The organism is Nocardioides sp. (assembly GCF_041600255.1).
Lineage (GTDB): Bacteria > Actinomycetota > Actinomycetes > Propionibacteriales > Nocardioidaceae > Nocardioides.
The window spans coordinates 1-25492 of sequence record NZ_JBFIKK010000036.1; the positions used below are offsets into that span (position 1 = coordinate 1).

Genomic DNA, 25492 nt, shown 5'->3' on the forward strand with positions numbered 1-25492 from the left:
CCACTGGCCCTCACCGCGCTGGGGGCGCGGGCGGGCGGCGGGGGTGCGGGTGGGGACCTGGTCGTTCATCAGAACGGAATCCTTGGCGGTTGTGAGACGCACGACTCGTCAGGGCCCGACCTCGTCGTCGGGTTGGTCTGCCGGACCGAGCGCCCGGGACGAGAAGTCTGGGCGGCGGATCGTCGTGCTCACGGGGGAGTGCGACGACGGTCAGGAAGGCCAACACATCATGCTGCGCGTACGCCCGAGGTCCACGTGGCGTCGAACCACGAGGTAGGCGTGCGTCACAGGACTGATCATGGACGGGAGTCTCACGGTGCGGACACCTCTTCCACAAGGCTGAATCTCATGAGGTGAGACAGCAGTCCTGCATCGTGAGATTGTCGGTGCGATGTCCCGCCCAGACGCGGGTGCGGTGCGGTCCACGTCACAACCTGTCGACGCGACCCCAGGGGTGCCCACCTCGCCACTCGGTCCACGGGATCGGGTGGGGTGGGACGGGTCTGGCCGCTCTCACTAGGCTGCTGCCATGACCGACGACCTCTCCCGTCTGACCAGCAGCGCGTACAGCCAGGCCCTCGAGGTCATCGCCTCGGTGGAGCCGCGGATCGCGGACGCCACCCGCCAGGAGCTCGCCGACCAGCGCTCCTCGCTCAAGCTGATCGCCAGCGAGAACTACGCCTCGCCGGCCGTGCTGCTCACCATGGGCACGTGGTTCAGCGACAAGTACGCCGAGGGCACGGTCGGTCACCGCTTCTACGCCGGCTGCCAGAACGTCGACACCGTCGAGTCGCTCGCGGCCGAGCACGCCCGCGAGCTGTTCGGCGCGGAGTACGCCTACGTCCAGCCGCACTCCGGCATCGACGCCAACCTGGTCGCGTTCTGGTCGATCCTGGCGCACCGCGTGGAGGGCCCGGCGCTGGAGAAGCTCGGCGCCAAGAACGTGAACGAGCTGACCGACGCCGACTGGGAGACGCTGCGCCACGAGCTCGGCAACCAGCGGCTGCTGGGCATGTCGCTCGACTCCGGCGGTCACCTGACGCACGGCTTCCGGCCGAACATCAGCGGCAAGATGTTCCACCAGCAGCAGTACGGCACCGACCCGGAGACCGGGCTGCTCGACTACGACAAGGTTGCCGCGAAGGCCCGCGAGTTCAAGCCGATGGTCCTGGTGGCCGGCTACTCGGCGTACCCCCGTCGGGTGAACTTCGCCAAGATGCGTGAGATCGCCGACGAGGTCGGTGCCACCCTGATGGTGGACATGGCGCACTTCGCCGGGCTGGTCGCCGGCAAGGTCTTCACCGGCGACGAGGACCCGATCCCGCACGCCCACATCGTCACCTCGACGACGCACAAGTCGCTGCGTGGTCCGCGCGGTGGTCTGGTGCTCGCGAACTCCGAGCTCGCGCCGTCGGTCGACCGGGGGTGCCCGATGGTGCTCGGTGGCCCGTTGTCGCACGTGATGGCCGCGAAGGCCGTGGCGCTGGCCGAGGCCCGCCAGCCGTCGTTCCAGACCTACGCGCAGAAGATCGCCGACAACGCGAAGTCGTTGGCCGAGGGCTTCCTGAGCCGGGGCGCGAACCTGGTCACCGGCGGCACGGACAACCACCTGGTCCTGCTGGACGTGACGTCGTTCGGGTTGACCGGCCGGCAGGCCGAGACCGCGCTGCTGGACGCCGGCGTGGTCACCAACCGCAACTCGGTGCCTGCGGACCCGAACGGCGCCTGGTACACCTCGGGGATCCGGCTGGGCACCCCGGCGCTGACCACGCGTGGCTTCGGCCACGACGAGTTCGACAACGTGGCGGCGCTGATCGTCGAGGTGCTCTCGAACACCGAGCCCGGGACGACCAAGGCCGGTGGCGTGTCGAAGGCGTCGTACCGGTTGGCCGACGGGGTGGCGGACCGGGTCAAGTCGGCGTCGGCGGAGATGCTCGACAAGCACCCGTTGTACCCGGGGCTCGAGCTGAGCTGAGGTCCGGTCCCGGGCTGGCGCCCGGGGGGCAGATTCACACGTTCCCTTGCCGAACCCGCGCTTCCCATGGTGTGTGCGCCCCGGGAAGCGCGGGTTCGTCTGCATACCTTGATCAACCCGCGCTTCCCATGGTCTGCAGAGCCCGGGAAGCGCGTGTTCATCATGGGAAGCACGAGCTGTCAGGACTGATCCGGCGCGTCAGCCCGCGGATCCGCAGGCTGTCCCAGTCGAACCGACACTTCCCATGGTGTGCACGCCATGGGAAGTGTTGGTTGATCTACATACCTTGATGAACCTGCGCCAGCCTCAGAGCGTCGGGGTAGCCCGCTCCACGATCGCCCGCAGGTCCGCGCTCTGCAGCGTGCCGAACGTCCCGTCGTACGACGTGCCGAGCCGTGAGGCGCAGAACGCGTCGGCCACCTCGGCAGGCGCGAACCGCACCAGCAGCGACCCCTGCAGGCACGCGGCCATCCGACCGGCCAGCCGCCTGGCCGAGACCTCCAGCGCAGCCTGGTCGCCCAGCATCGTGAGCACCTCCTCGACCGCCCGGTCCAGACGCGCATCCGCCCCGTGGGCGTGCCCGACCTCGGTCAGCCAGGCGTCGAGCACCTCGGGCTCACGCGAGAGCGCCCGCAGCACGTCCAGGGCGTTGACGTTGCCGGAGCCCTCCCACACCGAGTTGAGCGGCGCCTCCCGGTAGAGCAGCGGCATCACCGACTCCTCGACGTACCCGTTGCCGCCCAGGCACTCCAGCGCCTCGGCGATCATGAACGGCGTCCGCTTGCAGACCCAGAACTTCGCCAGCGGCAGCGCGATCCGACGCAGTGCCGCCTCGTGCGGGTCGTTGATCCGGTCGACGGCGGTGGCCAGCCGGATCGCCAGGGCGGTGGCGGCCTCGGTCTCGATCGCCAGGTCGGCGATGACGTTCTGCATCAGCGGCTTGTCGGCCAGCCGGGACCCGAACGCCGAGCGGTGCGCGACGTGCCAGGCGGCCTCGTTCAGCGATCGCCGCATCAGCGACGTCGAGCCCAGCACGCAGTCCAGCCGGGTCGCGGCGACCATCTCGATGATCGTGCGCACGCCGCGCCCCTCGTCGCCGAGGCGCTGGGCGACGGTGCCGTCGAACTCCAGCTCGGAGGAGGCGTTGGAGCGGTTGCCCAGCTTGTCTTTGAGTCGCACGACGTCGAGCCGGTTGCGGGTGCCGTCGCCGAGCACCCGGGGGACCACGAAGCAGGTCACCCCGTCGGCCGCCTGGGCCAGCACCAGGAACATGTCGTTCATCGGCGCGGAGGTGAACCACTTGTGCCCGCGCAGCGTGTACTCGCCGTCCACGGAGGTCGGCGTGGCCTCGGTGACGTTCGCCCGGACGTCGGAGCCGCCCTGCTTCTCGGTCATCCCCATCCCGGCCAGCGCACCGCTCTTCTGCGCCAGCGGCACCAGCCGCGGGTCGTACGTCGTGGAGGCCAGCGCGGGCGTCCACTCCTTGGCGATCGACTCGTCGGCGCGCAGCGCGGGGATGCTGGCGTAGGTCATCGAGATCGGGCAGCCGTGGCCCGGCTCGGTGTGCGACCAGGCCATGAAGCCGGCCGCCCGGCGCACGTGGGCGTACGGCGAGTCCGACTCCCAGGGGGCGGCGGCCAGCCCGTGGCCCACCGCGCGCTCCATCAGCCAGTGCCAGGAGGGGTGGAAGGCGACCTCGTCGATGCGGTTGCCGTAGCGGTCGTACGGCGTGAGGTGCGGGTGGTTCTCGTTGGCCAGGATGCCGTGCTCACGCGCCTCGGCCGTGCCTGCCTCGGCACCGATGACCGCGATGTCCTCGACGACGCTCGCGTCGGCGTGCCGGGTGACCGCCTCGACCAGGGCATGGTCGGCGGTGACCACGTTGTGCCCCACCAGCGGCGGGGCCTGGTTGGTGACGACGCGGATGTCGTGCGGAGCGCTTGGCGAAGAGTGCGTGGGCATGTCGATACCGTAAGGCCATGCCGCCCCCGGAGTCCGTGATGGACGCAGTTCGGACCCGGGCTTCGGCATGGTCGCGCAGCGCCGCGGACGTGCTCTGGCGGCTGATCGTGACCACCGTGGCGTCCTGCATCCGGCACCGGGTCACCGGACTCGCGGCGGAGGCCGCCTTCTTCGCCGTCCTGTCCGTGCCGCCGTTGATCTTCGCGATGGCCGGTGCGATCGGCTACGTCTCGGACCGGTTCAGCGCCGCACAGGTGGCGGAGGTCCGGGATGCGGTGATCGACCTCTCCCGGCAGGCGCTGACCGAGAGTGCGGTCAACAGCATCATCGTGAAGACCATCGACTCGGTGCTCGAGGGCGGCCGCTTCGACGTGGTCTCGGTCGGTTTCGTGCTGGCCCTCTGGTCGGGTTCGCGTGCCCTGAACGTCTTCGTCGACACCATCACGATCATGCACGGGCTGGGCGGGCAGCGCGGGATCATCCGCACCCGGGCGCTCTCCTTCGGCCTGTACATCCTCGCCATGATCACCGGCGTCGTCTCGATCCCGCTGGTGGTGGCCGGGCCCCGGCTGGTCAACGACTGGCTGCCCAGCCGTTTCGACTTCGTCATGCACTTCTACTGGCCGACCGTCGTGGTGGTCTGCATCTGCTTCCTCGCCACGCTCTACCACGTCTCGGTGCCGGTCCGGACGAACTGGAGCTTCAACCTCCCGGGCGCGACGTTCTCGCTGGTGGCCTGGGTGGCCGGCTCCTACGCGCTGCGCTGGGTGCTGACCGCCACGGCGAACGACTCGGCCTCCATCTACGGCCCGCTGGCTGCCCCGATCGCCGTGCTGATCTGGCTGTACCTGGTGGCGATCGCGGTCCTGATCGGCGCCGCGGTGAACGCCGCCTTCGACCATGTCTTCCCGCAGAAGGCGACCACCCGGGCCCGCCTGGAGCTGATGACCAGGTTGCGCCAACGGATGGTGACCGGCCCGAAGAGCCACCGCCTCCCCGATGACGAGGTGGCTGTCGACTAGATTCGTCCCGTGCCCGACGTCTCCAGCGACCTGCCAGCAGGAAGCATCCGGGGGTGGATCTCCCTCCCCGAGAACATTCGCTCTCCGTGGTGGGAACTGGGCCGCCGCCTGTTGCTCGCCCTGGCGATCCTGGCCGGGACCGTGCTGTTGGTCTTCCTCGACCGTCACGGCTACCGCGACGCCAACGACCCCACCGGGGACGTGGGGTTCATCGACTCGATCTACTACACGACCGTCACGCTGAGCACGACCGGCTACGGCGACATCGCCCCGGTCACGCCGCAGGCACGCATGATCAACGCATTCGTCATCACGCCGGCCCGCATCGCCTTCCTGGTGCTGTTGATCGGTACCACCCTCGAGGTGCTCGCCTCGCAGGGCCGCGAGATGTTCAGGGTCGCCCGCTGGAGGAAGCACATGGGACAGCACGTCGTCGTCGTCGGTTACGGCACCAAGGGGCGCAGCGCCATCGAGACGCTGGTCAGCAACGGGCAGAACCGTGAGGCGATCGTGGTGGTGGACCCGAGCCCGATCGCCATGCAGGAGGCGCACGCGGACGGTCTGGCCGTCGTCACCGGCGACGCCACCCGACGTGAGGTGCTGCGCCGCGCGGGGGTTGCCGAGGCCAGCCAGGTGATCATCACGACCGACCGTGACGACTCGAACGTGCTCGCCACCCTGACCGTGCGCCAGCTGAACCCGGACGCCTACATCGTCGCCGCGGTGCGCGAGCACGAGAACGCGCCGCTGATGAAGCAGTCGGGCGCCAACGCGGTCATCACCTCCTCCGACGCGGTCGGCCGACTGCTCGGGCTCTCCTCGATGTCGCCGATGCTCGGTCTGGTGATGGAGGACCTGCTGACCACCGGTGACGGTCTCGAGGTCGCCGAACGGGACCTGCTCGTCACCGAGGTGGGCCGTCAGCCGCAGTCACTGCCCGACCAGGTGATCGCGGTGGTGCGCGACGAGAAGGTCTACCGCTACTTCGACCCGGTGGTCACCCAGCTGGCCCGCGGTGACCGGCTGATCGTCGTACGCCCGGCGCGCGAGCTGCCCTGGGCGCCGCGCCCCGGCACGCATGGTGAGGCGCTCGCCAGCGACGACTGACCGTCGGGGAGCACCATCTGTCGAACACCTGTTCGAAGAGGTGTCACAATGGTCCGCATGGCGGGCGGGATGAGCAAGCGAGGCGGCGTCCCGTTGGGCGAGCGCCGACGGGTCGGGGGCGTCCCCGACGCCGCACCTGCCGTCCCCGACTCGACCCGGGACGACTGCCCGGTCCGGCACTGCTGGGTGGCCGACGCGGTCGACCGTCAGGGTGTGAAGCGACCTGGCCTACTGATGGAGTGGCGCCGCGCAGGCCCCGGCTGGCAGGGCCGGGTGCTGTACGCCGCGCAGCTGCGGCCGGGCGAATGGGCGCTGGTCGAGGAGTGGTTGCCGGCCGAACTCCTGACCCCCGACTGAGTCCTGATCCCCGACTGAGTCCCGAGTGGACTAGACCGATCTCGACTTACACCGGGGTGAGCGGCGTCACAAGGCTCTTGAGGAAAACTTGAGGAAAAACCGAGGTTTCCTTGGGGTTGTCCGCTTAACGTTTACAACGAACCGCCGGGGACCCGAGACCCCGGCGGTTCTTCAATTTCCGGGCACTCCGTAGACGTCCTCCGCCGGGCCGATGGGCTCGAACGCCGAGAGGTCCACGTCCTCCTCGTCCGTGACCACGTAGCCCTGGTCCGGCTTGCCCACGTTGGCCACCGCCACCACGCCGGCCGCCGGCGACAGGGCTGCGAAGATCTGCAGGGCCCGGGTGACGCTGACCGGGCCGAGATCGGTGATGCCCGCCGCGGCGCAGGCGCTGAGGCCGGCTCCGAGCAGGACCAGGGCCGAGTAGAGCGTCTTGCGCACGTTGCGAGGCAGCGCTTGGAGCGCCCCTTGAAGCATCTGGACCGAGGTCATGCTGATCACCCTTCCGGGAGTCGTTCGAGAGCCGACCGGATGTTGCGAGCCGCCCTCTCCAGCTCGTCCCGCAGATCGGCGAGGTCCAGGTCGACCGGCGCGTCCGGGCGAGACTCGTCGTCCGTCGGGGGTGGTGGTGGCGGAGGAGGAACGGGCGGCCGGGGCGGCCGTCCGGCCTTGACCCGCAGGGCCGAGAGCGGGAGATCGGGGTGCACGGCATTCACGTCCACCGGCCCGAATCCCGGCACCTGCTTGATCGGCCCGAAACGGCCGTTGGAGTGCTGCCAGATGGCCGCCCGCCGCCAGGGCCGGGGGATCACCGGCGGTCGGAAGTCGTCGCTGTAGCGAGCCACCCAGAGCAGGCAGCCGAACCCCTTCTCCAGGTTGAAGGGCGTGTAGATGATCGGCTTCGCGCTCAGACCCCGCTGCCCGAGCTCGGTGCGGATGGTGGCGACCCAGACCCCGACCCAGTCGGTCACCTCGGGGAGGGAGAGCCCCTCCAGGGACTCCAGGTCCAGCATCGGCAGCATGTCCCCGGCCCGGATGTCGGTGTGCCGGAGGAAGAACATCGCCTCGTCCACGGCGTCGCCCCGGTCGGGCCGGGCGAAGTGGTAGGCGCCGACCGGGATGCCGGCCTTGCGCGCGGCCCGGAGCCGTGCGCGATAGGTGCTGTCGGTGAGGGTGGTGCCCTCGGTCGCCTTGAGGTACCACCAGCGCAGCCCGGCGCGTTGCGCAGCCTTCAGGTCGAGCCTGCCGCTCTGGTAGTGGCTCGTGTCGACTCCGTCGAGCGTGCGCCGCGGGGGATAGGGCGCCGGGTGCGCGCCGGGTCGCCCACCGCCGCGGGTGCCCGCGGAGGTGTCCACGGCCTCGTCCGTGGGCCGTGTCGTCGGGGGATAGGCGAAGACCGGCACGGGGCTCGGCCGCCAGAACGTGTCGGGCGCGTTGCTGCGCAGGCCGTCGCGGCCGGCCCGGTACGCCGCCACCTGGTTGGCTGCAGAGGAGGACAGGCGCCCGTGGTCGATCAGCACCGCGTGGATGTGGGCTCCCCAGAGACCACTGACCGTGGGGCGGTACCAGGCCGCGAAACCGATCGAGCGCAGTACGCGCACCTTGCGCTGCCAGTCCCAGGACTTGAGGTCCACCACCCCGCCGCCGTCATGGGTGCCTCCCGAAGCGGCCACCCCACCTCGGTTGTAGGAGCCCTGGACGATCGTCAGCGGATAGCCCAGGCGCCGTTCTGCCTCGGCCAGGGCGGCCCGGGTCTTCCAGTCGACGCGCTTGGGGCCCACATCGCCGAACGTGGTCAGCTCGAACGGACCGGGCATCGGGCGGGCACGCTCTCGCGGGGGCCGCGCGGGCGGCGGATCGGGCCGCAGATCGGGCGAGGGTCTCGGCGGCCGGCCGGGATCAGGCCCCGGTCGTGGGTCTGGCGGTTCCGGTGCCACCGACACCGGGGTCAGGGTGACCTTGGCGCGACGGGCAGCATGGTCGCTGTGCCGGGCCGGGCGGGTGCTGTTGCGTCCGGGGTAGAGGCGGGTGGAGCGCAGGTCCCAGGCCACCTGGTCACCGTCGACGAACCAGATCAGGTCGATGGAGCTGGGGTCCACGCCGTAGGCGACCGGCTTTCCGGCGATGCGAGATCCCAGGCACTTGTGACGTTTGAGCTGCCGGTTGTAGTCGCCTCCGCCCACCACCGGGAGTCCCTCCCGGACGTACTCCTCGACGCACGCGGTGTGGCGGGCCATCCCCTCGTGCCACTCGGCGACCCGGGCGGCCTTGTCCGGCAGCGGGGTGTCGTTGAACGCTCCGGAGACCAGATGGAGATTCGTGGCGTGCAGGTCGCAGCCGAGGTCGGTGACGCGCAGACGCACGTGCGTGATGTAGCGGCGTGCATGCCGGGAGTTGGCCGGGTGCAGCAGGGACGTGTCCTGGTCAAGGGGCGTGAAGGCGTCGCGCCGCCAGGCGATGGGCGTCTGGTTGTCGTCGGGGCCGTAGTAGACCTCCCACCCGGCGGAGGGGAAGGCCTGCGCCACCAATGGCCGGTAGTGCTCCGCGATCTCCTGGAGGAAGACCAGGTCGCCGCAGCCGGCATTGCGCACCAGATCGTCGAGCGCCTGCAGCTCGGACAAGGCAGAGCGGGGGAAGGACTGGACGTTCGCCGAGACCACGCGGACCTTCAGACGCGCACTCATCAAGACCTCCCGAGTCGTCGGTCCTCAACTCTCGATGATCCTCGGGGCCTGCGCGGCCGGGCAATAGCCCGATGGGGTCAGTGGGGCACCTGAGACGCGCGGTCACTCGTCGAGGTCGCGCAGGGCGTCCTCGATGCCCCGGTGGAACGTCGGGTAGGCGTAGATCATCTGCTGCAGTCGCGACACCGGCACCTGGCCGTGCACGGCGACTGCGAGGGCGCCGAGCACCTCGCCCCCGTTCGGTCCGGCCGCGGTGGCGCCGACGACCAGGTCGGTGTCGGCGTCGACGACCACCTTGATCAGGCCTTCGTTGCCGGCCTTGTGCAGCCAGCCCCGAGCGGTCGAGGGCACCTTCGCCAGCCCGGTGCGGACGGTGAGGCCGCGGTCGCGGGCCTGCGCCTCGGTCAGGCCGACCGACCCGATCTCCGGGTCGGTGAAGGTGACCCGGGGGACCGCGTCGTACGAGGCCGTCGGGCCGTCCTGCTCGAGGATGTCGCGGACGGCGATCGGGGCCTGGTAGGTGCCGATGTGGGTGAAGGCTCCCTTGCCGGTCACATCGCCCACGGCCCAGAGTCCGTCACCGGCGCGCATCCGCTCGTCCACCTCGACCGCGCGGGCCTGCGGGTCGAGGCCCACGGCCCCCACGCCGAGCCCCGAGAGGTCGACCCGTCGTCCGGTGGCGACCAGCACCTTCTCGGCCGCCAGGCTCTCGCCACCGGCCAGGGAGATCGAGAAGTGATCGCCGTCGTGGTCGACCCGTTCCAGCTGGACGCCGGTGCGGACCTCGATGCCCTCGTCGCGGAAGACGCCCTCGATCAGCGCCGAGGACTCCGGCTCCTCCGCGGCGAGCAGCCGCTCGGCCACCTCCACCACGGACACCTCGACGCCGAAGCGGGAGAAGACCTGGGCGAGCTCGAGTCCGATCGCGCCCCCGCCGATCACCACCAGGCTGGCGGGCAGCGTCGTGGTCTCCACCGCTTCGCGGTTGGTCCAGTACGGCGACTCGGCGAGCCCGGGGATCGGCGGCACGGCGGCCACGGTGCCGGTGCCGATCACGATGCCGCGACGGGCGGTCAGGGTCCGACCCTCCACCTGCACGGATCTCGGACCGACGATCGTGGCGTGACCGCGCACGAAGCGCCCGCCGGCGTCGACGAAGCGGTCCACCGCGACCTGGTCGTTCCAGTGGTCGGTCGCCTCCTCGCGGATCCGCTGCGCCACGGGGGCCCAGTCGGGCGTGACGCTCGCGGTGCCGGCCATTCCGTCGACGCGTCGGGTCTCGGCGATCAGGTCGGCGGCGCGGATCATCATCTTGCTCGGGATGCAGCCCCAGTAGGGGCACTCCCCGCCCACCAGGTTGGCCTCGATCCCCACCACCGCGAGGCCGGCCTTCGCCAGCTCACCGGCGACCGCCTCACCGGCGACGCCCATCCCGACCACGATCACGTCGACCGTGTCGTCCGCCTCGTCCTGCACCCCGTTGTCGTCCGTCTGGAGCTCGCCCGTCATGTCGTTCACCTCTGTCGTCGGGGGAAGACGAGTCGGCCGACCCGTCCCTCGCCGCCTGCGGCCCAGCACGTGCCGCCGCGGGTGCAGTCCAGGGTGTGGAAGCCCTGGCGGCTGATCGGGTGCCAGTGCCGGCCGCCGTCGCGGCTGACGTGGGTGCCGCCGACCTCGCCCGACTCGCCCACGGCGATCAGGGCGTGCCGCTTGCCGGGCACCCAGGCGACGTCCTCGGCGAGGACCTCAAGGTCGCCGCCGTTGCGCCAGGTGTGCCCGTTGCGGGTGATCGTGGAGGCGTCGGTGCCGTTCTCGGGGGCCGCGAAGTCGCCACCCGCCGCGACGCCGTGGCGTGGGGTGCGGAAGGCGAGCCCGAAGACGCCGGCGGCCTCGCCGGCCGGGATCGCCGAGTCGGTCGCCCGCCAGGTCAGGCCGCGGTCGCGGGAGTGGAAGACCCGGGCGGCCGCGCCCCCCGAGCCGAACCACACGTGCTTGCCGCGGATCACCAGGCAGTCGCCGCTGGCGGCGAAGTTGTACTCGCCGGTGGAGTCGGGCATGCCGTCGTCCGGCAGGACGCTCCAGGAGCGTCCGCCGTCGTCGGTCGACAGGATGCGGAACGTGCCGTCGACCGGGTCGCTCACGGCGAGCCCTCGACGGCCGCCGGGGTAGAAGTCCAGGCAGTTGTAGAACGCGGCCTCGTCGGTGTTGCGGAACGTCTCCGTCCAGCTCTCGCCGCCGTCGGTGGTGCGGTAGATCCGGGAGGCCTCACCCGGCCCGATCGCGAGTACGACGGCCCGGTTCGCGCTACGCGCCTCGACGTCACGGAACATCAGCCCGTCGCTGTCGGGCGGGCTGACGTCCTGCCAGGTGGCGCCGCGGTCCGTCGTACGCCACACCGAGCCGGGGCCGCCCTCGGTCATGCTGCCGCCGGTGATCCAGGCGGTACGCCGGGTCACCGCGTCCAGGCCACGGAAGCTCTGGTCGGCGTCGACGACGGAGGTGTGCCACGTCCGGTCGCGACGCGGCTTGGACTCCGTGGAGTCGGCCGAGACCGGGACGGCGCCCAGCAGGGGGAGGGAGAGGACCAGGGGCAGGATTCCGAGAGTACGACGCATCCCCGCACCCTGCCGTGGCGCGGGTTGCCTGTCCAGACCCGCAGGCTGCGCGGGCGCCCGGATCGCGGTGACTGTCAGCGGCGCATGAAGCCGACCCGGCGATAGCCGGCGCCGGGGAAGACCGCGGACGTGTCGACCGAGGCGAAGCGGCTCTGCAGGATCTCGGTGAGCACGTGTCGGTAGTCGGTGGTGACGGCGAGGTCGCCCTCGACCTGCTTCGCCGTGCCGAGCGTGGGCCAGCGACCGTAGTAGCGGCCACCACGGACGCCGGCGCCCAGCACCAGCACGGCGTTGCCGTAGCCGTGGTCGACGCCCGAGGCGCCGTTCTCGGCCAGCCGGCGACCGAACTCGCTCAAGGTCACCACCGTCACCCGCGACGCGTCGGGGCCGAGGTCGCGGAAGAACGCCGCGAGCGAGGCCGCCAGGTCGGAGATGCCGTTGGCGACGTTGACCGAGAGGCCCACGTGGTGGTCCCACCCGCCCGAGTCGACGGCGATGGCGCGCACGCCGAGCCCGCTGCGGATCAGCGACGCGGCGTTCTCCATCGCTCGGCCGAAGCTGCTGCCCGGGTAGGCGGCGCCGTGCCGCGGCGGCTGCGCGGCCTCGGCGGCGTACGCCTTCCCGCCGCGCGCCAGCTCGAGGGCCGCCTGACCGGCGCGGGGCACGTCGTCGTGGCCGGCATAGAGCCGCTGGAGGCCACGCCGTACGGCGTCGCCCAGCTCGGTGTCGGCGTACGGCGTGTCGATTGCCGTGGTCGAGGCGACCGCGACCGATTCGGCCGGCCCGACGAGCGAGGTCGGCACGACGTTGGTGCCGAGTGCGGTCCCCTCGAAGATCGACTCGCCCCGCAGGGCGCCGATCATCCGGTTGAGCCAGCCCACCCGCTCCCGGCTGCCGGGGTCGGCGCCCTCGACGACCTCCATGGCGTCGAAGTGGCTGCGGTTGGGCGCCGGCAGCCCGACGGCGTGGACGGCCGCGAACCGCCCCTGCTTCCACATCTCCGACAGCGGCGCGAACGACGGGTGCAGGCCGAAGGTGTGGTCGCGGTGCAACAGCCGCTCCTTCGCGACCGCGGTGGTCGGGCGCGCGGCGTAGTAGGCGGCCTCGGCGTGCGGGACGACCATGGAGAGGCCGTCGACCCCGCCGCGTTGGCTGACCACGACGAGCACGTTGCCCCGACGTTCGGCACCGAAGACCGACGCCGTGAGCACGTCGCCGACCATCGAGGTGACGACACCGGCGGCACCGGCAGCCGCGCCGGTGCGGAGCAGTGAGCGCCGCGAGATCGAGGAGTACGACGGGCAGCCGCAGGAGTCGGTCATCGCTGGAGTCCCGCCGGTGAGTTGAGCACGGTGCCGCGCAGCAGTTGGTAGTCGCGGTCCGAGAGAGCGTCCGCGTTCTCGAAGCGGTGCGAGGCCGGGAGGCCGAGCGCGCCGGACACGGCGGCCCTCAGGCGCGGGGTGGCAGGCCTGCCCACCAGGCGCCGCGACTGGTGCTCGACCAACTGCGCCAGCGTGCGTGGCCAGCGGGCCGGCAGCTGCGAGGCCTTGGTGGAGACCGAGACGCTGCGGAACAGATCGCTCCGGGTGGCGGCGAGGTCGTAGTGGTGGCGCCACGAGCGCAGCACCCGCGACGCCGACAGGTAGTCGCTCGACGTCTCGGGCCAGCCGTCGGGCCGCGGCCAGGTGAAGGAGAGCTGGCCCATGTCGTGGGCGGTGCGGCCGAGGTGCCACAGGAAGGAACTCCGATTGGGCGAGCCGGTCGGCGTCAGGCCCATCACGCGGGCGGTCCGAACGACGTCGTCCGATGGTGTCCAGACCTTGCGGCGGCGCGCCTTCTGGAACTGCGGGTGCCGAACCAGCGCACGCAGGGTGGCCGGGATGCTGGTGCCGCTGCGGCGGTACGCCCTGGCCACGGCCCGGACGATCTCGCGGGGCGGCTCGTCGTCGACGAACCTCACGCACAGCCGTTCGGCGAGGCGACGCGCGGTCGCCGGATGCTCGGCGAGGTAGCGCAGCATCTCGTCGAGGGCCTGGCGCCCATCGGCCTCCTGGTTGGCGTGGGAGAAGCCGAGCACCCTGATCCGGCCGCGGTGGTGGCGTGCGGGCTCGTAGCCGGAGATGCCGTTGCTGAGGGTGAACCCGGTGAGCATCCGTGAACTGTTCAGCACGTCCCTCTCGGAGTAGTCCCGGCCGACCGAGTGCAGCTCCAGCAGCTCGCGCCCGAGGTTCTCGTTGATCCCGTCCACGCGGTTGAGGTCGTTGTGCAGGTACGCCGACATCGCCGGGTGGGTCACGGCGGCACGCAGCAGACCGCGGTAGCTGCCGAGCGTGTGGGTACGGATCACCTCGTCGTACGCCGGGCGGTAGGCGAACGAACGGTCCTCACCGGCCGGGACGTAGAGCAGGTTCGACCAGAAGTCGACCATCGTCTCGTGGATCTGGTGCCGGCTGAGGACTCGCCTGGCAAGCGTCTGGGCGATCAGCTCACCCGCGACCGTGCCGACCGGACGGGTCCCGGAGCGCTGCAGCGCGAGGTTGAGGGTGGCCGAGTTCTTCAGCGCGGGGAACCACAGCGGCACCGCTCTCGCCTCGTCGGTCTCCGGCTCGGAGCGCCCCAGCTGGGCGTCGAACCACGCCTCGCCGCCACGGCGCAGGTCGGCTCGCAGGGCGTCGTTCATGCCGTAGGCGAAGCGAGCGGCCAGGTGACGGGTACCGGCAGGCAGGGAGGATCCGGAGGCCATGCCCCACCTTTCTTCGCACGCGGTCCGGCTAGCATCCACTCCCCGAGCGGATGCTAGTGGAACGGGTTCGGTGTGCGTGGGGGATCGCTTCGGTGATCGCCTTGATGTGGGGGCCGTGGTCGAGCCCATGCCGTGATCTGAATCACACTCTGTCTAGACTGGCGCTTCTTTCTCCAGCCCAGGGGTGATCGCGTGTCCGAGTTACTTGTTGGCGTCGACCGAAGTGATGAGAGCAGGCGGGCCGTCGAGTTCGCGACCGAGCGAGCACGTGAGCTGGGGGACTCCCTGGTGGTGGTGCACGTGATTCCGTGGTCGCCGTTCTCGTTCAACACCCCTGAGGACAACGAGCAGCGCCCGGCGCGACGCGCGGCCGAGATCGCGGCGGCGACCACGCAGGTCACCGAGCCCATGGCCGCGGTTGCCCGCGAGGTCGGTGTATCTGTGGACACGCTCGTCCAGCACGGGGACCCGGTCGACACCCTGATCGAGATCGCCCGGAGCCGCGGCAGTGCCCAGATCGTCCTGGGTCGGACCGGCGACGGCCGCGTCAGACGGGCCGTCTTCGGCAGCATCCCCTCCCAGGTCGTCCAGCACGCGAGTGTCCCGGTGACGGTGGTCCCGTGAGCGGCTTCCCCGGCGTCCTGCCGCTGAGCATCGACGACACCGTCAGTGAGTACTTCGGCCCGATCTCGGACTTCATCGTCAGCGTCGTCTTCTACTCGGTGACGATCCTCGGTGCCGATGTCTCACTGATCGTGCTGTGGCTGATCGGCGCGGCCATCTTCTTCACCATCTGGTTCGGGGTCCCGCAGATCCGGCACCTGCCGCACTCGCTCAACCTGGTCCGGGGGAGGTTCTCCAAGCCCGAGGACGCCGGCGAGGTCTCCCACTTCCAGGCGCTCGCCACCGCGGTCTCCGGAACGGTCGGTCTCGGCAACATCGCCGGCGTCGCGGTCGCCATCTCCCTGGGCGGGCCCGGTGCCACCTTCTGGATGATCGTGGCCGGCTTCTTCGCCATGGCCTCCAAGATGGCCGAGTGCACGCTGGGAGTCATGTACCGCCGCAGGCATGCCGACGGCAGCGTCTCCGGGGGCCCCATGTACTACCTGCGCGACGGGGTCGCGAAGGTCAGCGGCAATGCTCGGTTGGGCAAGTTCCTGGCCGCGTTCTTCGCGGTCTGCTGCATCGGCGGCTCGCTCGGTGGCGGCAACATGTTCCAGGCGAACCAGGCCACCGCCCAGATCGTCTCCGTCACCGGTGGCGCGGACAGCCCCTTCGCTGACATCAACTGGGTGATCGGCCTCGTCTTCGCCGTGGCCGTCGGCGCGGTGATCATCGGTGGCATCAAGAGCATCGCGCGGGTCACCGAGAAGATCGTTCCGTTCATGGCCGGCATCTACGTCGCCGCCTGCCTCATCGTCATCGGCGGCAGCATCGGCCAGGTGCCCAGCGCGTTCGGTGAGATCGTCTCCAGCGCTTTCAGCCCCGCAAGCGTGGGTGGCGGGTTCCTCGGCGTGCTCATGGTCGGCTTCCAGCGAGCTGCCTTCTCCAACGAGGCGGGGATCGGGTCTGCCTCGATCGCTCACTCGGCCGTGAAGACCGAGGAGCCGGCGACCGAGGGCTTCGTCGCGATGCTTGAGCCGCTGATCGACACCATCATCATCTGCACCATGACCGCCCTCACGATCGTGATCACGGGCGCCTGGCAGGACGAGGAGGCCTCCGAGCTCGGCGGGGTCGCGCTCACGTCCAGCGCGTTCGAGTCGGTGATCCCCTGGTTCCCCAACGTGCTGGCACTGGCAGTGGTCCTGTTCGCGTTCTCGACGATGATCTCCTGGTCGTACTACGGCATGAAGGCGACCGGGTACCTCTTCGGCGACAGCACCACTGCCGAGATCGTGTTCAAGGTGATCTTCTGCGTGTTCATCGTGATCGGGGCGGCGTTGTCCCTCAAGCCCGTGATCGGGTTCTCGGACGCGATGATCTTCTCGATGTCGATCGCCAACGTGATCGGCCTCTACATCCTCGCCAAGACGGTGCGCAACGAGATCCGTCGGCACCTGGGCAAGGTCGAGTCCGGGGAGTTCGCCCGGGTGAAGTAGTGCGGCTTCGGCGGTCCGGGCGCGGAGGGACTCCCGTCGGGCGCTGCGATTGCAGCGCCCGACGCCACCGCACTACCGTCGTGGCGAGGGTGGCCATCGGGAGCTGCCCCCATCTCAGTCGGGAGCCAGCACATGTCTCAGTCGTCGTCGCTTGCCGCGGATCTCGTCCTGGAAGGCGGTGGGGTCCTGGGGATCGGGCACGTCGGAGCCCTCTCCGTGCTCGAGGAGGCCGGCTACTCCTTCCCACGCGTCGCCGGGACCTCCGCCGGGGCGATCGTCGGTGCTCTCGTCGCCGCCGGCATGCCCGTGTCCCGGTTGACCGAGATCATGTCGACGCTGGACTACCGGCGCTTCGCGGACCGCTCGCTGCTGGACCTGGTCCCCGTCGGGGGGCCGTTGCTGTCGCTGCTGCTGGACAACGGCGTCTACGAGGGCGATCACCTGCGCGAGTGGCTCGGCAACCTGCTGGCCGACGAGTGCGGCGTGGAGACGTTCGCCGACCTGGCGATCGACGACCCGGAGTCCTCGCTCCCGCCCGAGCGGCGCTACCGGCTGGTGGTCACCGCCGCCGACGTGACCCGGGGCGAGCTGGTGCACTTCCCGTGGGACTACCAGCGCACTTATGGACTGGAGCCTGGGAGCCAGTTGGTCGCGGACGCCGTGCGCGCCTCGATGTCGATCCCGTTCTTCTACGAGCCGGTCACCCTGGTGGCCGCCGACGGCACCGCGTCGACCCTCGTCGACGGGGGAGTGCTGTCGAACTTCCCGATCGACCTCTTCGACCGGACCGACGGGCGTGCGCCGCGGTGGCCGACGTTCGGGGTCAAGCTGCTGCCGGCGCTCCCGGTGGACGCGGACAAGGTGCTGCCGATCGCCGGCCTGTTCAAGCACGGGCCGGTCGGCTTGGCGGCCGACCTGGCGATGACCGTGATCGTGGGGCGCGACCAGGCACACCTGGCGAAGCCGTGGGTGCGGGCCCGGACGATCCAGGTCGACACCACCGGCGTCAACCCGGTGGACTTCGGGATCAGCGAGGTCCAGGCGGCGGAGCTTTTCGCGAACGGTCGAGCAGCGGCCGAAGCTTTCCTGGGGGAGTGGGACTGGGAGGAGTACCAGGCCAGGTTCCGTGACGTGGCGCGGCCGGTGGTGTGAGCGCGGTCGGCGCGCTCGCTCCAGAACAGCAGAAAGCCCCTCGGCCGAATCCGGCTGAGGGGCTTTCGTGGAACTGGTGGGCGATACTGGGTTTGAACCAGTGACCTCTTCCGTGTCAGGGAAGCGCGCTACCACTGCGCCAATCGCCCGTGCCGCCCGGTGACTATAGCCTGTGGGGCGTTCGAGGTGGAGACGGGATTTGAACCCGTGTAGACGGATTTGCAGTCCGTTGCCTCGCCTCTCGGCCACTCCACCGTGCAGGTTGAGACCTCTCCGAGCGGACAACGAGACTCGAACTCGCGACCTCAACCTTGGCAAGGTTGCGCTCTACCAACTGAGCTATGTCCGCACGCATCCGGTGTTGAACCCGGCGTGCGTCGAGAACATTAGCCGATGGCCATGGGGGCGCAAAATCCGGGTTGCCCACGCGTGTTGCCACCCTCGTCCGCCACTCCTGTCACTCCTAGAGTGAGGCCATGCGCGTGTGGATCAACGGCGACCTGCTGCCCGACCCGACGGCTCCGGCCGTTCCGGTGACCGATCACGGTCTGACGGTGGGGGACGGGGTGTTCGAGGCGATCAAGGTGGTCGACGGCCTGCCCTTCGCCCTGACGTTGCACCTCGAGCGCCTGGCCAGGTCCGCCCACGGTCTCGGCCTGCCGCAGGTCGACGACGCCGCCGTACGCCGTGGCGTGGCGGCCGTGCTCCAGGGCCACCACCTGCCGTTGGGGCGGATCCGGATCACCTACACGGCCGGGCCCGCCCCCCTGGGCTCCGGGCGCGGTGATGCCGCCCCCACGCTGATCGTGGTCGCCGACGCCATGGAGCCGATGCCGGCCAGCACCGCCGTGGCCACCGTGCCCTGGCCGCGCAACGAGCGCGGTGCCCTGGCCGGGCTGAAGACCACGTCGTACGCCGAGAACGTGGTGGCGCTGGCCGAGGCCCGCCGTCGAGGCGCCTCGGAGGCGATCTTCGCCAACCTGGCCGGCCACCTCTGCGAGGGCACCGGGTCCAACGTCTTCTACGTCGTCGACGGCGAGCTCCGGACCCCCACCCTGGCCAGCGGCTGCCTGGCCGGCGTCACCCGACGCCTGCTGCTCGACTGGTACGGCGGCCGCGAGGTGGACGAGCCCATCGGCGTGATCGACCGGGCCAACGAGGTGTTCCTGGTCTCCACCACCCGCGACGTGCAGGCGGTCTCGCAGTGGGACGACCGCGAGCTCCCGGCGCCCGGACCGGTCACCCACGAGGCCCTCGCCATGTGGCGGAGCAAGGAGGTCGAGCTGCTCGAGGAGCCCGGAGTGTGATCCCGACGGCAGCATGGGATAAAGTCTGCGACCGCACGCCGGGGAAGCCCGACGGGCACCCAGAACGGGCGATTGGCGCAGTGGTAGCGCGCTTCGTTCACACCGAAGAGGTCACTGGTTCGAACCCAGTATCGCCCACCGAAGCAGCAGAGATCGAAGGCCGTCGTCCCTCCGGGGACGGCGGCCTTCGATCGTTCGTGGCCGGTCCCGGCTCGTCGGATCGAGGGAAGATTCGCGCTTTGCCTTCCGTCATCGGCACGGCGGCGGGATACTCGAAGCGAGGCCCTGGACCGTCGATCTGGGAGGGGGCGCAGCCATCACCGGCGAACGTCCGATCGAGCAGTCCGCCCTGAGTTCTGTGGTCGATGCCGTGCCGCGGGGCCTGCTGGTCTGGGCGATCGAGGACCAGGACGGGTCGATCGACCTCGTGTTCGAGTGGGCCAACGCCGTGGGCTTCCAGTTCTCCGGGCTGACGGAGGACAGGGTCGGGAGCCGGTTCTCCGACCTCTATCCCCCTCTCTACGCGGGAGGGCTCCCGGAGATCGTGGCCGATGTGGTGCGTGCCGGTGCGCCGCTGAAACTCGGCAAGATGGACTACGGCGACGAGAAGGTGGCGCCCGGCACGTACGTGGTGGAGCTCGTCCCCGTGTCCGATGCCCAGGTCTTGATCGTCGTCGATCGGCTGGCGGATGCCGACCCGAGCGATACCGCCGCCCTGGCAGCCGTCGACGACGCGGTCATCAGGTGCACGCCGGACGGGGTCATCGAGACCTGGGACGGTTCAGCCGCACAGCTCTACGGCTTCAGCGAGGCGGAGGCGCTGGGACGGGCCCTCAACGATGTGGTGCTGCCCGAACGACCCGAGGAGATCGCGAACGTCGCCCGGTTGGTCCGCGCCGGGGTCAACCTGCAGAGGATCGACTCGAAGCAGCGGAGGGCGGACGGTTCCGCAGTCCTGGTGACGATGACGTTCACCGCGCGGCGGGACGAGACAGGAGCCGTCATCGGGTCGACGGTTCTGGTCCGGGACCGCACCGCGAACGCACGCATGCAGGAGAGCCTCGAGCACCTACTCCAGGCGGCGAGGGTCGGTTACTGGGACCTGGGGCTGACTGCGGGTGCGACGACCCACAGCTCCACGCTCGACACGCTGCTGGGGTTGCCGCACGCCCAGACGGCGTGGGACGTGCAGGGCCTCCTGGACCGGGTCCATCCGGGCGATCGAGACCACCTCCGGATGGGGATCTCCCAGGCGTTGGAGGGGGATGGCTTCGAGCTCGGGTCCCACGAGTTCCGGGTCATCTGGCCGGACGGCAGCGTCCACTGGATCAGCCTGCGAGCCCGGATCCTGCGCGACGCCGCCGGCACGGCCGAGCGACTGGTCGGCGTCGCGGGAGACGTCACGGACCGCAAGGAGGCCCAGCTGCGGGCAGGGCGGGTGACCCACCAGCTCACGACCATCGTCGACTCGTTGGGCGATGCCGTGATCGGGACGACGCCCGAGGGGATCATCACCAGCTGGAACCACGCCGCCGAACAGCTGCTGGGCTGGACGGAGCAGGAGGTCCTCGGGCAGAGCATGACCATGCTGATCCCCCAGGACCTGCGCGGGCAGAGTGAACGCCTGCGCAAGGCCGTGGCCGGCGGCGAGGTGGTGAAGAACGCCACCACCGCCCGACAGCGCAAGGACGGCACGCGCGTCGCGATCGAGAAGACGATCTCGCCGCTGTGGGAGGACGACGAGGTGGTGGGGATCATCGAGATCCTGCGCGACGTCACCGAGCGACGGCGGATGGAGCAGGCACTGCGTCACGAGGCGTTGCACGACGCGTTGACGGGCCTGCCCAACCGGGTCCTGATCCGCGACCGGCTGCAGCACGCACTTGCAGCCGGCGTTCGCAGCGACCGACCGGTGAGCGTCCTGATGCTGGACCTGGACAACTTCAAGTACGTCAACGACGCCGCGGGGCACGCCGAAGGGGACAAGCTGCTCGTGGAGGTGGCGCGGCGACTGGAGGCCTCGCTGCGCCCCGGCGACACGATCGGTCGGTTCGGCGGGGACGAGTTCGTGGTGGTCTGCGAGGAGACCAGAACCGACGACGCACTCCTTGTGGCGGACCGGCTGCAGCAGGCCCTGGCCGCCCCCATCATGTTGGGCGCGCGTCGGGTGGTGGTGACGGCCAGCATCGGCATCGCGGTGAGCCCACCACGGGAGGCGGGCTCCCTGCTCCGTTCGGCCGACATCGCGATGTACCACGCCAAGAGCTCGGGTCGCGCGCGCTCGAGCGTCTTCGGCTCCAGCATGGCCGAGCACGCCCGGGCGCACCTCGAGCTCTCCCAGGAGCTGCGGCAGGCGATCGAGTCGGACGGGTTGTCGCTGCACTACCAACCGGTGGTCGACCTCGCCACCGGTGAGCTGCTGGGCCTCGAGGGTCTCGTGCGCTGGCACCACTCGGCACGCGGACTCGTCCAGCCCGTCGAGCTCATCGGGGTGGCCGAGGAGGTGGGCCTGATCGAGGCGCTCGATCGCTGGGTGCTGAGACGCGCCTGCACCGATGGTGCTGCCCTGATGGCCAGCGGGTTGCTCACCCCGACCAGCCGGATGGCGGTCAACATCGGCGCGCAGCACATCAGCGCGGGCAGGGTCGTGGAGAACGTCGCTGCCGCCGTCGAGTCCTGTGCCGGAAGCGGGTTCGGCTTCCATCAGCTCACCGTCGAGGTGACCGAGACCGCCGTCATGCGCGACCTGGACTCCGCTCGGCGCAGCCTCAGCGACCTCAGCGACCTGGGGGTGAGTGTGGCGCTGGACGACTTCGGCACGGGCTACTCGTCGTTGACCTATCTGCAGCGTCTGCCCATCTCGGTGCTCAAGATCGACCGGAGCTTCGTCGACCGGATGTCGCACCGCGCCGAGGACGTGGCCATGGCGACCTCGATCGTCGACCTCGCGTCCGCAGTCGGGATCGACTCGGTGATCGCGGAAGGGATCGAGACCACCGAGCAGTTGGGCATTCTCCAGGAGATGCACTGCGCCGCGGGGCAGGGCTGGTTGTGGAGCCGAGCGGTGCCCATCGAGCAGCTCGACGGGCTGATGGCGAGCCTGCCGCAGCGTCGATTCCCGGTCCACCGGGACGCCCGCAGCGCCTGAGGACCCGCCTCGAGTCGTGCAATCCGGTCAACCCTGCCCCCCCGAGGCCGTCAGAGGCGCACACTGGTCGGTGGGGAGGCGTCGCGTCCGGCCTCCTCCCGCGACCGAGCCGGGGGGGTGTTGCGGTGTACGACGCCGGAGCACTTTCGCGCGCCCTGGACCTCGTCCCCGAGGGAATGTGCATCTGGACCTTCGAGGACCTGGCCGACCCCGCCAGTCTCGTGCTCGAGTACGGCAATCTCGCGGGGCTGGAGGTGGCGGGCTTCTCGCCCGAGATGGTCGGTCGTCGGGTCCAGGAGCTGCTGCCGTCCCTGTTCGAGGCCGGCCTGGTCGACGTCGTCCGGGGGGTGGTCGATGCCGGTGCGGGCTTGGACCTGGGGGAGATGGAGTTCGGCGACGACAGGATTGAGCGCAGCCTCTTCCGCGTCGGCATCCATCCGCTGTCGGAGCGTCAGGTCCTCGTCAAGTTCGAGCGGGTCGGTCCCCTCGCAGACGGGGGTCGCGAGCCACCCGCTCCTGTCCTGAACGACGCCTTGATCGTCCTCGACGAATCCGGGGTGATCCGCGAGTGGTCGGCGGCTGCGCAGGCGCTGTACGGGATCAGCGAGAACCTGGCCCGCGGTGCTCCGTTCGGCTCCCTGGTCCGGGCGGACGACCGAAAAGCGTTGGAGACCGCCTTCGCCCTGGTTCGCTCAGAGGTGCGTGAGTGTCGGGTCGAGAGCCGACAGATCGCTGCCGACGGCTCGTTGCTGGTCGTCGTGATGATCCTCAGCCCGCGTCGGGACGAGGCGGGCGCGGTGGCGGGGATCTCGGTCGTCGTACGCGACCTGACCCAGTCCGTGCGCCTGCAGGAGAGCCTGGACCTGGTGCTCGGCACCGTCGGGCTCGGCCTCTGGGACCTGGACCTGGCAACCGGACGGATGACCAACAGCGCCACCTTCGACGCGCTGTTCGGGCGGGAGCAACAGGTCGAGGACTGGACGATCGAGACGTGGCGAGCATGCGTCCACCCCGAGGACGTGGGGCTGTTCGACGTGGAGCTGGCCCGGATGTCCTCGAGCGCCGAGCTCGACCACACGGCGGAGTTCCGGATCGTTCGACCCGACGGGGCCGTGCGCTGGCTCGACTCGCGGGGGCACGTGGGCCGCGACGCTCACGACCGCCCGGTGCACGTCTCCGGGGTCACCTGGGACGTCACCTCCGCGAGGGAGGTCGAGCTGCGGGCCCAGCGGCTGGCCGGTCAGCTGGCCGGCGTCGTGGACTGCCTGGGCGATGCCGTGATCGGCACGACGCCCGACGGGAGCGTCACCAGCTGGAACCCGGCAGCCGAGAAGCTCCTCGGCTGGAGCGAGGAGGAGGCTGTCGGGCAACGGCTCGAGGCGATGACCCGGGCGGACCAGGAAGGACCGGGCGGGCGGTTGCGGGAGATCGTGCTGCGCGGGGAGACGGTGAACAACGTGCCGGCCGAGCTGCGCCGCAAGGATGGTGTCCGCGTGGAGGTGGAGCGGACGGCGTCGCCGCTGCGTGAGGGCGGCGACGTGGTCGGGATCATCGAGGTCCTGCGCGACGTCACCGAACGGCGGTCGATGGAGCGGGCGCTGAGGCACGAGGTGCTGCACGACTCGTTGACCGCACTGCCCAATCGAGTGCTGATCAACGACCGGATCCAGCACGCCCTGGCCGTCTCGAAGCGCAACGGCAGACCGGTGAGCGTGCTGATGCTGGACCTGGACAACTTCAAGTACGTCAACGACGCGGCCGGGCACGCCGAGGGCGACCGACTGATCGTGGACCTCGCGCAACGCCTGGCCGCCCGCCTGCGCCCGGGGGACACCGTGGGCAGGTTCGGTGGCGACGAGTTCGTCCTGGTCTGCGAGGAGACCGACGCCGACCAGGCGCGGGTGGTGGCCGAGCGGCTCCACGAGACGTTGCGCGAGCCTTTCACCCTGGGAGACCGGGAGGTGATCGTGACCGCCAGTGTGGGCATCGTCACGACACCGCCGTACGACGCGGAGGCGTTGGTCCGGTCGGCCGACATCGCGATGTACCACGCCAAGGCTGCGGGCCGAGCCCGGTCGAGCGCCTTCGGCCCGAGCATGGCGGCACACGCTCGCGCGCAGCACGAGCTCTCCCAAGAGCTGCGCCGGGCGATCGAGACCGACGAACTGGCGGTGCACTACCAACCGGTGGTCGACCTCGCCAGCGGTGAGCTGCTGGGTCTCGAGGGGCTGGTGCGCTGGCGACACCCCGAGCGGGGCGACATCCGCCCCGACCAGTTCGTCCCGCTGGCCGAGGAGATGGGACAGATCGAGGCCCTCGATCGCTGGGTCCTCCGGCAGGTCTGCGCCGACGGCGCGCAGATGATGGCCCGCGGGCTGCTGTCGCCCTCGAGCCGGATCGCGGTCAACGTGGGTGCCCAGCACATCAGCTCGGGCGGCGTCGTGGGGAGCGTGGCCGCGGCGTTCGAGTCGGGGACGGGTGACTTCGGGTTCTCACAGCTGACCGTCGAGGTCACCGAGACGGCGGTGATGGACGACCTCGAGACGGCGCGACGAAGCCTCGAGGACCTCAGTGCGCTGGGGGTCTCGATCGCGCTGGACGACTTCGGCACCGGTTACTCCTCGCTCACGCACCTGCAGCGCCTGCCCATCTCCGTGCTGAAGATCGACCGGAGCTTCGTGCGCCGGATGCCCCTGCGCGCCGAGGACGTCGCGGTGGCCTCCTCGATCGTGGAGCTCGCGGCGGCGGTCGGCATCGGCTCGGTGATCGCGGAAGGGATCGAGACCGCCGAGCAGCTGGGCATGCTCCAGGCGATGCACTGCTCCGCGGGCCAGGGATGGCTCTGGAGTCGCGCCGTGGCGTTGGAGGACGTCGCTGACCTGATGGGGAGCCTGCCGCAGCGACGGTTTCCGGTCGCCGGGGACCTGCCCCCCACCTGAGAAAGGTCGGTGGGTCTCACCGTGCCCCGTGGCTCGGATTGACCATGGACGACTACCCGCACGGGCGGCGAGGCTACGAGGGCGGATGACCATTCGGGTGCCGCGCTCTCGCTCAGGAGTCAAACATGCGTTCTCACGTCCTTCGCACCCTCGCTGTCGTCGTGGCAGCCTTCCTCCTCCTCACCCACCCCGTGGTCGCCGAGGCCGGCCGGATGATCACCGGCAAGCAGATCAAGAACAACACCGTGACCTCGGCGGACATCAAGAACGGGTCGCTGCTCGCCAAGGACTTCAAGCGCGGTCAGCTCCCTGACGCCGGGCCGGAGGGTCCGGCTGGTCCGGAGGGTCCCGCTGGTCCGGAGGGTCCCGCTGGTCCGGA

At 70.3% G+C, this 25492-nt stretch carries 18 protein-coding genes and 4 tRNA genes; 12 read left to right on the top strand and 10 right to left on the bottom strand.

Annotated features, from left to right (window positions below):
- The first annotated feature begins 529 nt into the window (after nucleotides 1-529).
- Nucleotides 530-1975, top strand: a complete 1446-nt coding sequence (locus ABZE72_RS06490) for a glycine hydroxymethyltransferase (RefSeq protein WP_372728195.1) — start codon at nucleotides 530-532, stop codon at nucleotides 1973-1975.
- A 306-nt stretch (nucleotides 1976-2281) separates the two neighbouring features.
- On the opposite strand, the gene ABZE72_RS06495 is transcribed toward ABZE72_RS06490, so the two are convergent.
- The gene (locus tag ABZE72_RS06495) at nucleotides 2282-3937 is read right to left on the bottom strand and encodes an acyl-CoA dehydrogenase family protein (protein WP_372728196.1); all 1656 of its coding nucleotides are present in this window, start codon (nucleotides 3935-3937) and stop codon (nucleotides 2282-2284) included.
- A gap of 17 nt (nucleotides 3938-3954) precedes the next feature.
- Here ABZE72_RS06495 and ABZE72_RS06500 point away from each other — a divergent pair, with 17 nt between their 5' ends.
- From ABZE72_RS06500 to ABZE72_RS06510, 3 genes are all read left to right on the top strand, one after another.
- The gene (locus ABZE72_RS06500; protein ID WP_372728197.1) at nucleotides 3955-4959 is read left to right on the top strand and encodes a YihY/virulence factor BrkB family protein; all 1005 of its coding nucleotides are present in this window, start codon (nucleotides 3955-3957) and stop codon (nucleotides 4957-4959) included.
- A 9-nt stretch (nucleotides 4960-4968) separates the two neighbouring features.
- Entirely contained in the window at nucleotides 4969-6066 is a 1098-nt protein-coding gene (locus ABZE72_RS06505) for a TrkA family potassium uptake protein (RefSeq protein ID WP_372728198.1), read from the top strand.
- A gap of 69 nt (nucleotides 6067-6135) precedes the next feature.
- A complete protein-coding gene (locus tag ABZE72_RS06510; protein WP_372728199.1) occupies nucleotides 6136-6423 on the top strand; it encodes a hypothetical protein in 288 nt (95 codons plus the stop codon).
- Between the two features lie 171 nt (nucleotides 6424-6594).
- Here the strand turns inward: ABZE72_RS06510 and ABZE72_RS06515 are convergent, their stop codons facing one another.
- From ABZE72_RS06515 to ABZE72_RS06540, 6 genes are all read right to left on the bottom strand, one after another.
- Complete coding sequence (locus tag ABZE72_RS06515; RefSeq protein WP_372728200.1) at nucleotides 6595-6915, bottom strand: hypothetical protein; 321 nt, start codon at nucleotides 6913-6915, stop codon at nucleotides 6595-6597.
- Nucleotides 6916-6920: 5 nt separating this feature from the next.
- Nucleotides 6921-9107, bottom strand: a complete 2187-nt coding sequence (locus ABZE72_RS06520) for a GH25 family lysozyme (RefSeq protein ID WP_372728201.1) — start codon at nucleotides 9105-9107, stop codon at nucleotides 6921-6923.
- A 102-nt stretch (nucleotides 9108-9209) separates the two neighbouring features.
- Nucleotides 9210-10616, bottom strand: coding sequence for an NAD(P)/FAD-dependent oxidoreductase (locus ABZE72_RS06525; protein WP_372728202.1), 1407 nt, complete (start codon nucleotides 10614-10616; stop codon nucleotides 9210-9212).
- 5 nt (nucleotides 10617-10621) lie between these two features.
- Nucleotides 10622-11722, bottom strand: a complete 1101-nt coding sequence (locus ABZE72_RS06530) for a WD40/YVTN/BNR-like repeat-containing protein (RefSeq protein WP_372728203.1) — start codon at nucleotides 11720-11722, stop codon at nucleotides 10622-10624.
- Between the two features lie 74 nt (nucleotides 11723-11796).
- On the bottom strand, nucleotides 11797-13044 hold the full coding sequence (locus ABZE72_RS06535) for a DUF1501 domain-containing protein (RefSeq protein ID WP_372728204.1): 1248 nt from the start codon (nucleotides 13042-13044) through the stop codon (nucleotides 11797-11799).
- Complete coding sequence (locus ABZE72_RS06540; RefSeq protein ID WP_372728205.1) at nucleotides 13041-14465, bottom strand: DUF1800 domain-containing protein; 1425 nt, start codon at nucleotides 14463-14465, stop codon at nucleotides 13041-13043. The genes ABZE72_RS06535 and ABZE72_RS06540 overlap by 4 nt, the downstream gene beginning before the upstream one ends.
- Nucleotides 14466-14657: 192 nt before the next feature.
- Between ABZE72_RS06540 and ABZE72_RS06545 the strand changes: the two genes are divergently transcribed.
- The 3 genes from ABZE72_RS06545 (at nucleotide 14658) to ABZE72_RS06555 (ending at nucleotide 17719) form a co-directional block, all read left to right on the top strand.
- Nucleotides 14658-15089, top strand: coding sequence for a universal stress protein (locus ABZE72_RS06545; RefSeq protein WP_372728206.1), 432 nt, complete (start codon nucleotides 14658-14660; stop codon nucleotides 15087-15089).
- Nucleotides 15086-16567: an alanine/glycine:cation symporter family protein gene (locus tag ABZE72_RS06550; protein ID WP_372728207.1), complete on the top strand. Its 1482-nt coding sequence runs from the start codon at nucleotides 15086-15088 to the stop codon at nucleotides 16565-16567. The genes ABZE72_RS06545 and ABZE72_RS06550 overlap by 4 nt, the downstream gene beginning before the upstream one ends.
- 132 nt (nucleotides 16568-16699) lie before the next feature.
- Nucleotides 16700-17719, top strand: a complete 1020-nt coding sequence (locus ABZE72_RS06555; protein WP_372728208.1) for a patatin-like phospholipase family protein — start codon at nucleotides 16700-16702, stop codon at nucleotides 17717-17719.
- 74 nt (nucleotides 17720-17793) lie between these two features.
- On the opposite strand, the gene ABZE72_RS06560 is transcribed toward ABZE72_RS06555, so the two are convergent.
- From ABZE72_RS06560 to ABZE72_RS06570, 3 genes are all read right to left on the bottom strand, one after another.
- Nucleotides 17794-17868, bottom strand: a tRNA-Val gene (locus ABZE72_RS06560).
- Nucleotides 17869-17903: 35 nt separating this feature from the next.
- Nucleotides 17904-17974 (bottom strand) — tRNA-Cys (locus ABZE72_RS06565).
- A gap of 21 nt (nucleotides 17975-17995) precedes the next feature.
- Nucleotides 17996-18068 (bottom strand) — tRNA-Gly (locus tag ABZE72_RS06570).
- A gap of 127 nt (nucleotides 18069-18195) precedes the next feature.
- Here ABZE72_RS06570 and ABZE72_RS06575 point away from each other — a divergent pair.
- The 5 genes from ABZE72_RS06575 to ABZE72_RS06595 all read left to right on the top strand — a co-directional run.
- On the top strand, nucleotides 18196-19026 hold the full coding sequence (locus ABZE72_RS06575) for an aminotransferase class IV (RefSeq protein ID WP_372728209.1): 831 nt from the start codon (nucleotides 18196-18198) through the stop codon (nucleotides 19024-19026).
- 66 nt (nucleotides 19027-19092) lie between these two features.
- Nucleotides 19093-19164, top strand: a tRNA-Val gene (locus ABZE72_RS06580).
- Between the two features lie 232 nt (nucleotides 19165-19396).
- A complete protein-coding gene (locus ABZE72_RS06585) occupies nucleotides 19397-22174 on the top strand; it encodes an EAL domain-containing protein (protein WP_372728210.1) in 2778 nt (925 codons plus the stop codon).
- Nucleotides 22175-22299: 125 nt separating this feature from the next.
- Nucleotides 22300-25113, top strand: a complete 2814-nt coding sequence (locus ABZE72_RS06590; RefSeq protein ID WP_372728211.1) for an EAL domain-containing protein — start codon at nucleotides 22300-22302, stop codon at nucleotides 25111-25113.
- A gap of 125 nt (nucleotides 25114-25238) precedes the next feature.
- Nucleotides 25239-25492, top strand: a 254-nt coding sequence (locus tag ABZE72_RS06595) for a hypothetical protein (protein WP_372728212.1), incomplete at its 3' end; no start/stop codon positions are given.

Bases quoted from the DNA above. Each gene is read 5' to 3' on its own strand.
- ABZE72_RS06490 (WP_372728195.1), top strand. From the start codon at position 530: ATGACCGACGACCTCTCCCGTCTGACCAGCAGCGCGTACAGCCAGGCC.
- ABZE72_RS06495 (WP_372728196.1), bottom strand. From the start codon at position 3,937: ATGCCCACGCACTCTTCGCCAAGCGCTCCGCACGACATCCGCGTCGTC.
- ABZE72_RS06500 (WP_372728197.1), top strand. From the start codon at position 3,955: ATGCCGCCCCCGGAGTCCGTGATGGACGCAGTTCGGACCCGGGCTTCG.
- ABZE72_RS06510 (WP_372728199.1), top strand. From the start codon at position 6,136: ATGAGCAAGCGAGGCGGCGTCCCGTTGGGCGAGCGCCGACGGGTCGGG.
- ABZE72_RS06515 (WP_372728200.1), bottom strand. From the start codon at position 6,915: ATGACCTCGGTCCAGATGCTTCAAGGGGCGCTCCAAGCGCTGCCTCGC.
- ABZE72_RS06520 (WP_372728201.1), bottom strand. From the start codon at position 9,107: ATGAGTGCGCGTCTGAAGGTCCGCGTGGTCTCGGCGAACGTCCAGTCC.
- ABZE72_RS06525 (WP_372728202.1), bottom strand. From the start codon at position 10,616: ATGACGGGCGAGCTCCAGACGGACGACAACGGGGTGCAGGACGAGGCG.
- ABZE72_RS06530 (WP_372728203.1), bottom strand. From the start codon at position 11,722: ATGCGTCGTACTCTCGGAATCCTGCCCCTGGTCCTCTCCCTCCCCCTG.
- ABZE72_RS06535 (WP_372728204.1), bottom strand. From the start codon at position 13,044: ATGACCGACTCCTGCGGCTGCCCGTCGTACTCCTCGATCTCGCGGCGC.
- ABZE72_RS06540 (WP_372728205.1), bottom strand. From the start codon at position 14,465: ATGGCCTCCGGATCCTCCCTGCCTGCCGGTACCCGTCACCTGGCCGCT.
- ABZE72_RS06555 (WP_372728208.1), top strand. From the start codon at position 16,700: ATGTCTCAGTCGTCGTCGCTTGCCGCGGATCTCGTCCTGGAAGGCGGT.
- ABZE72_RS06575 (WP_372728209.1), top strand. From the start codon at position 18,196: ATGCGCGTGTGGATCAACGGCGACCTGCTGCCCGACCCGACGGCTCCG.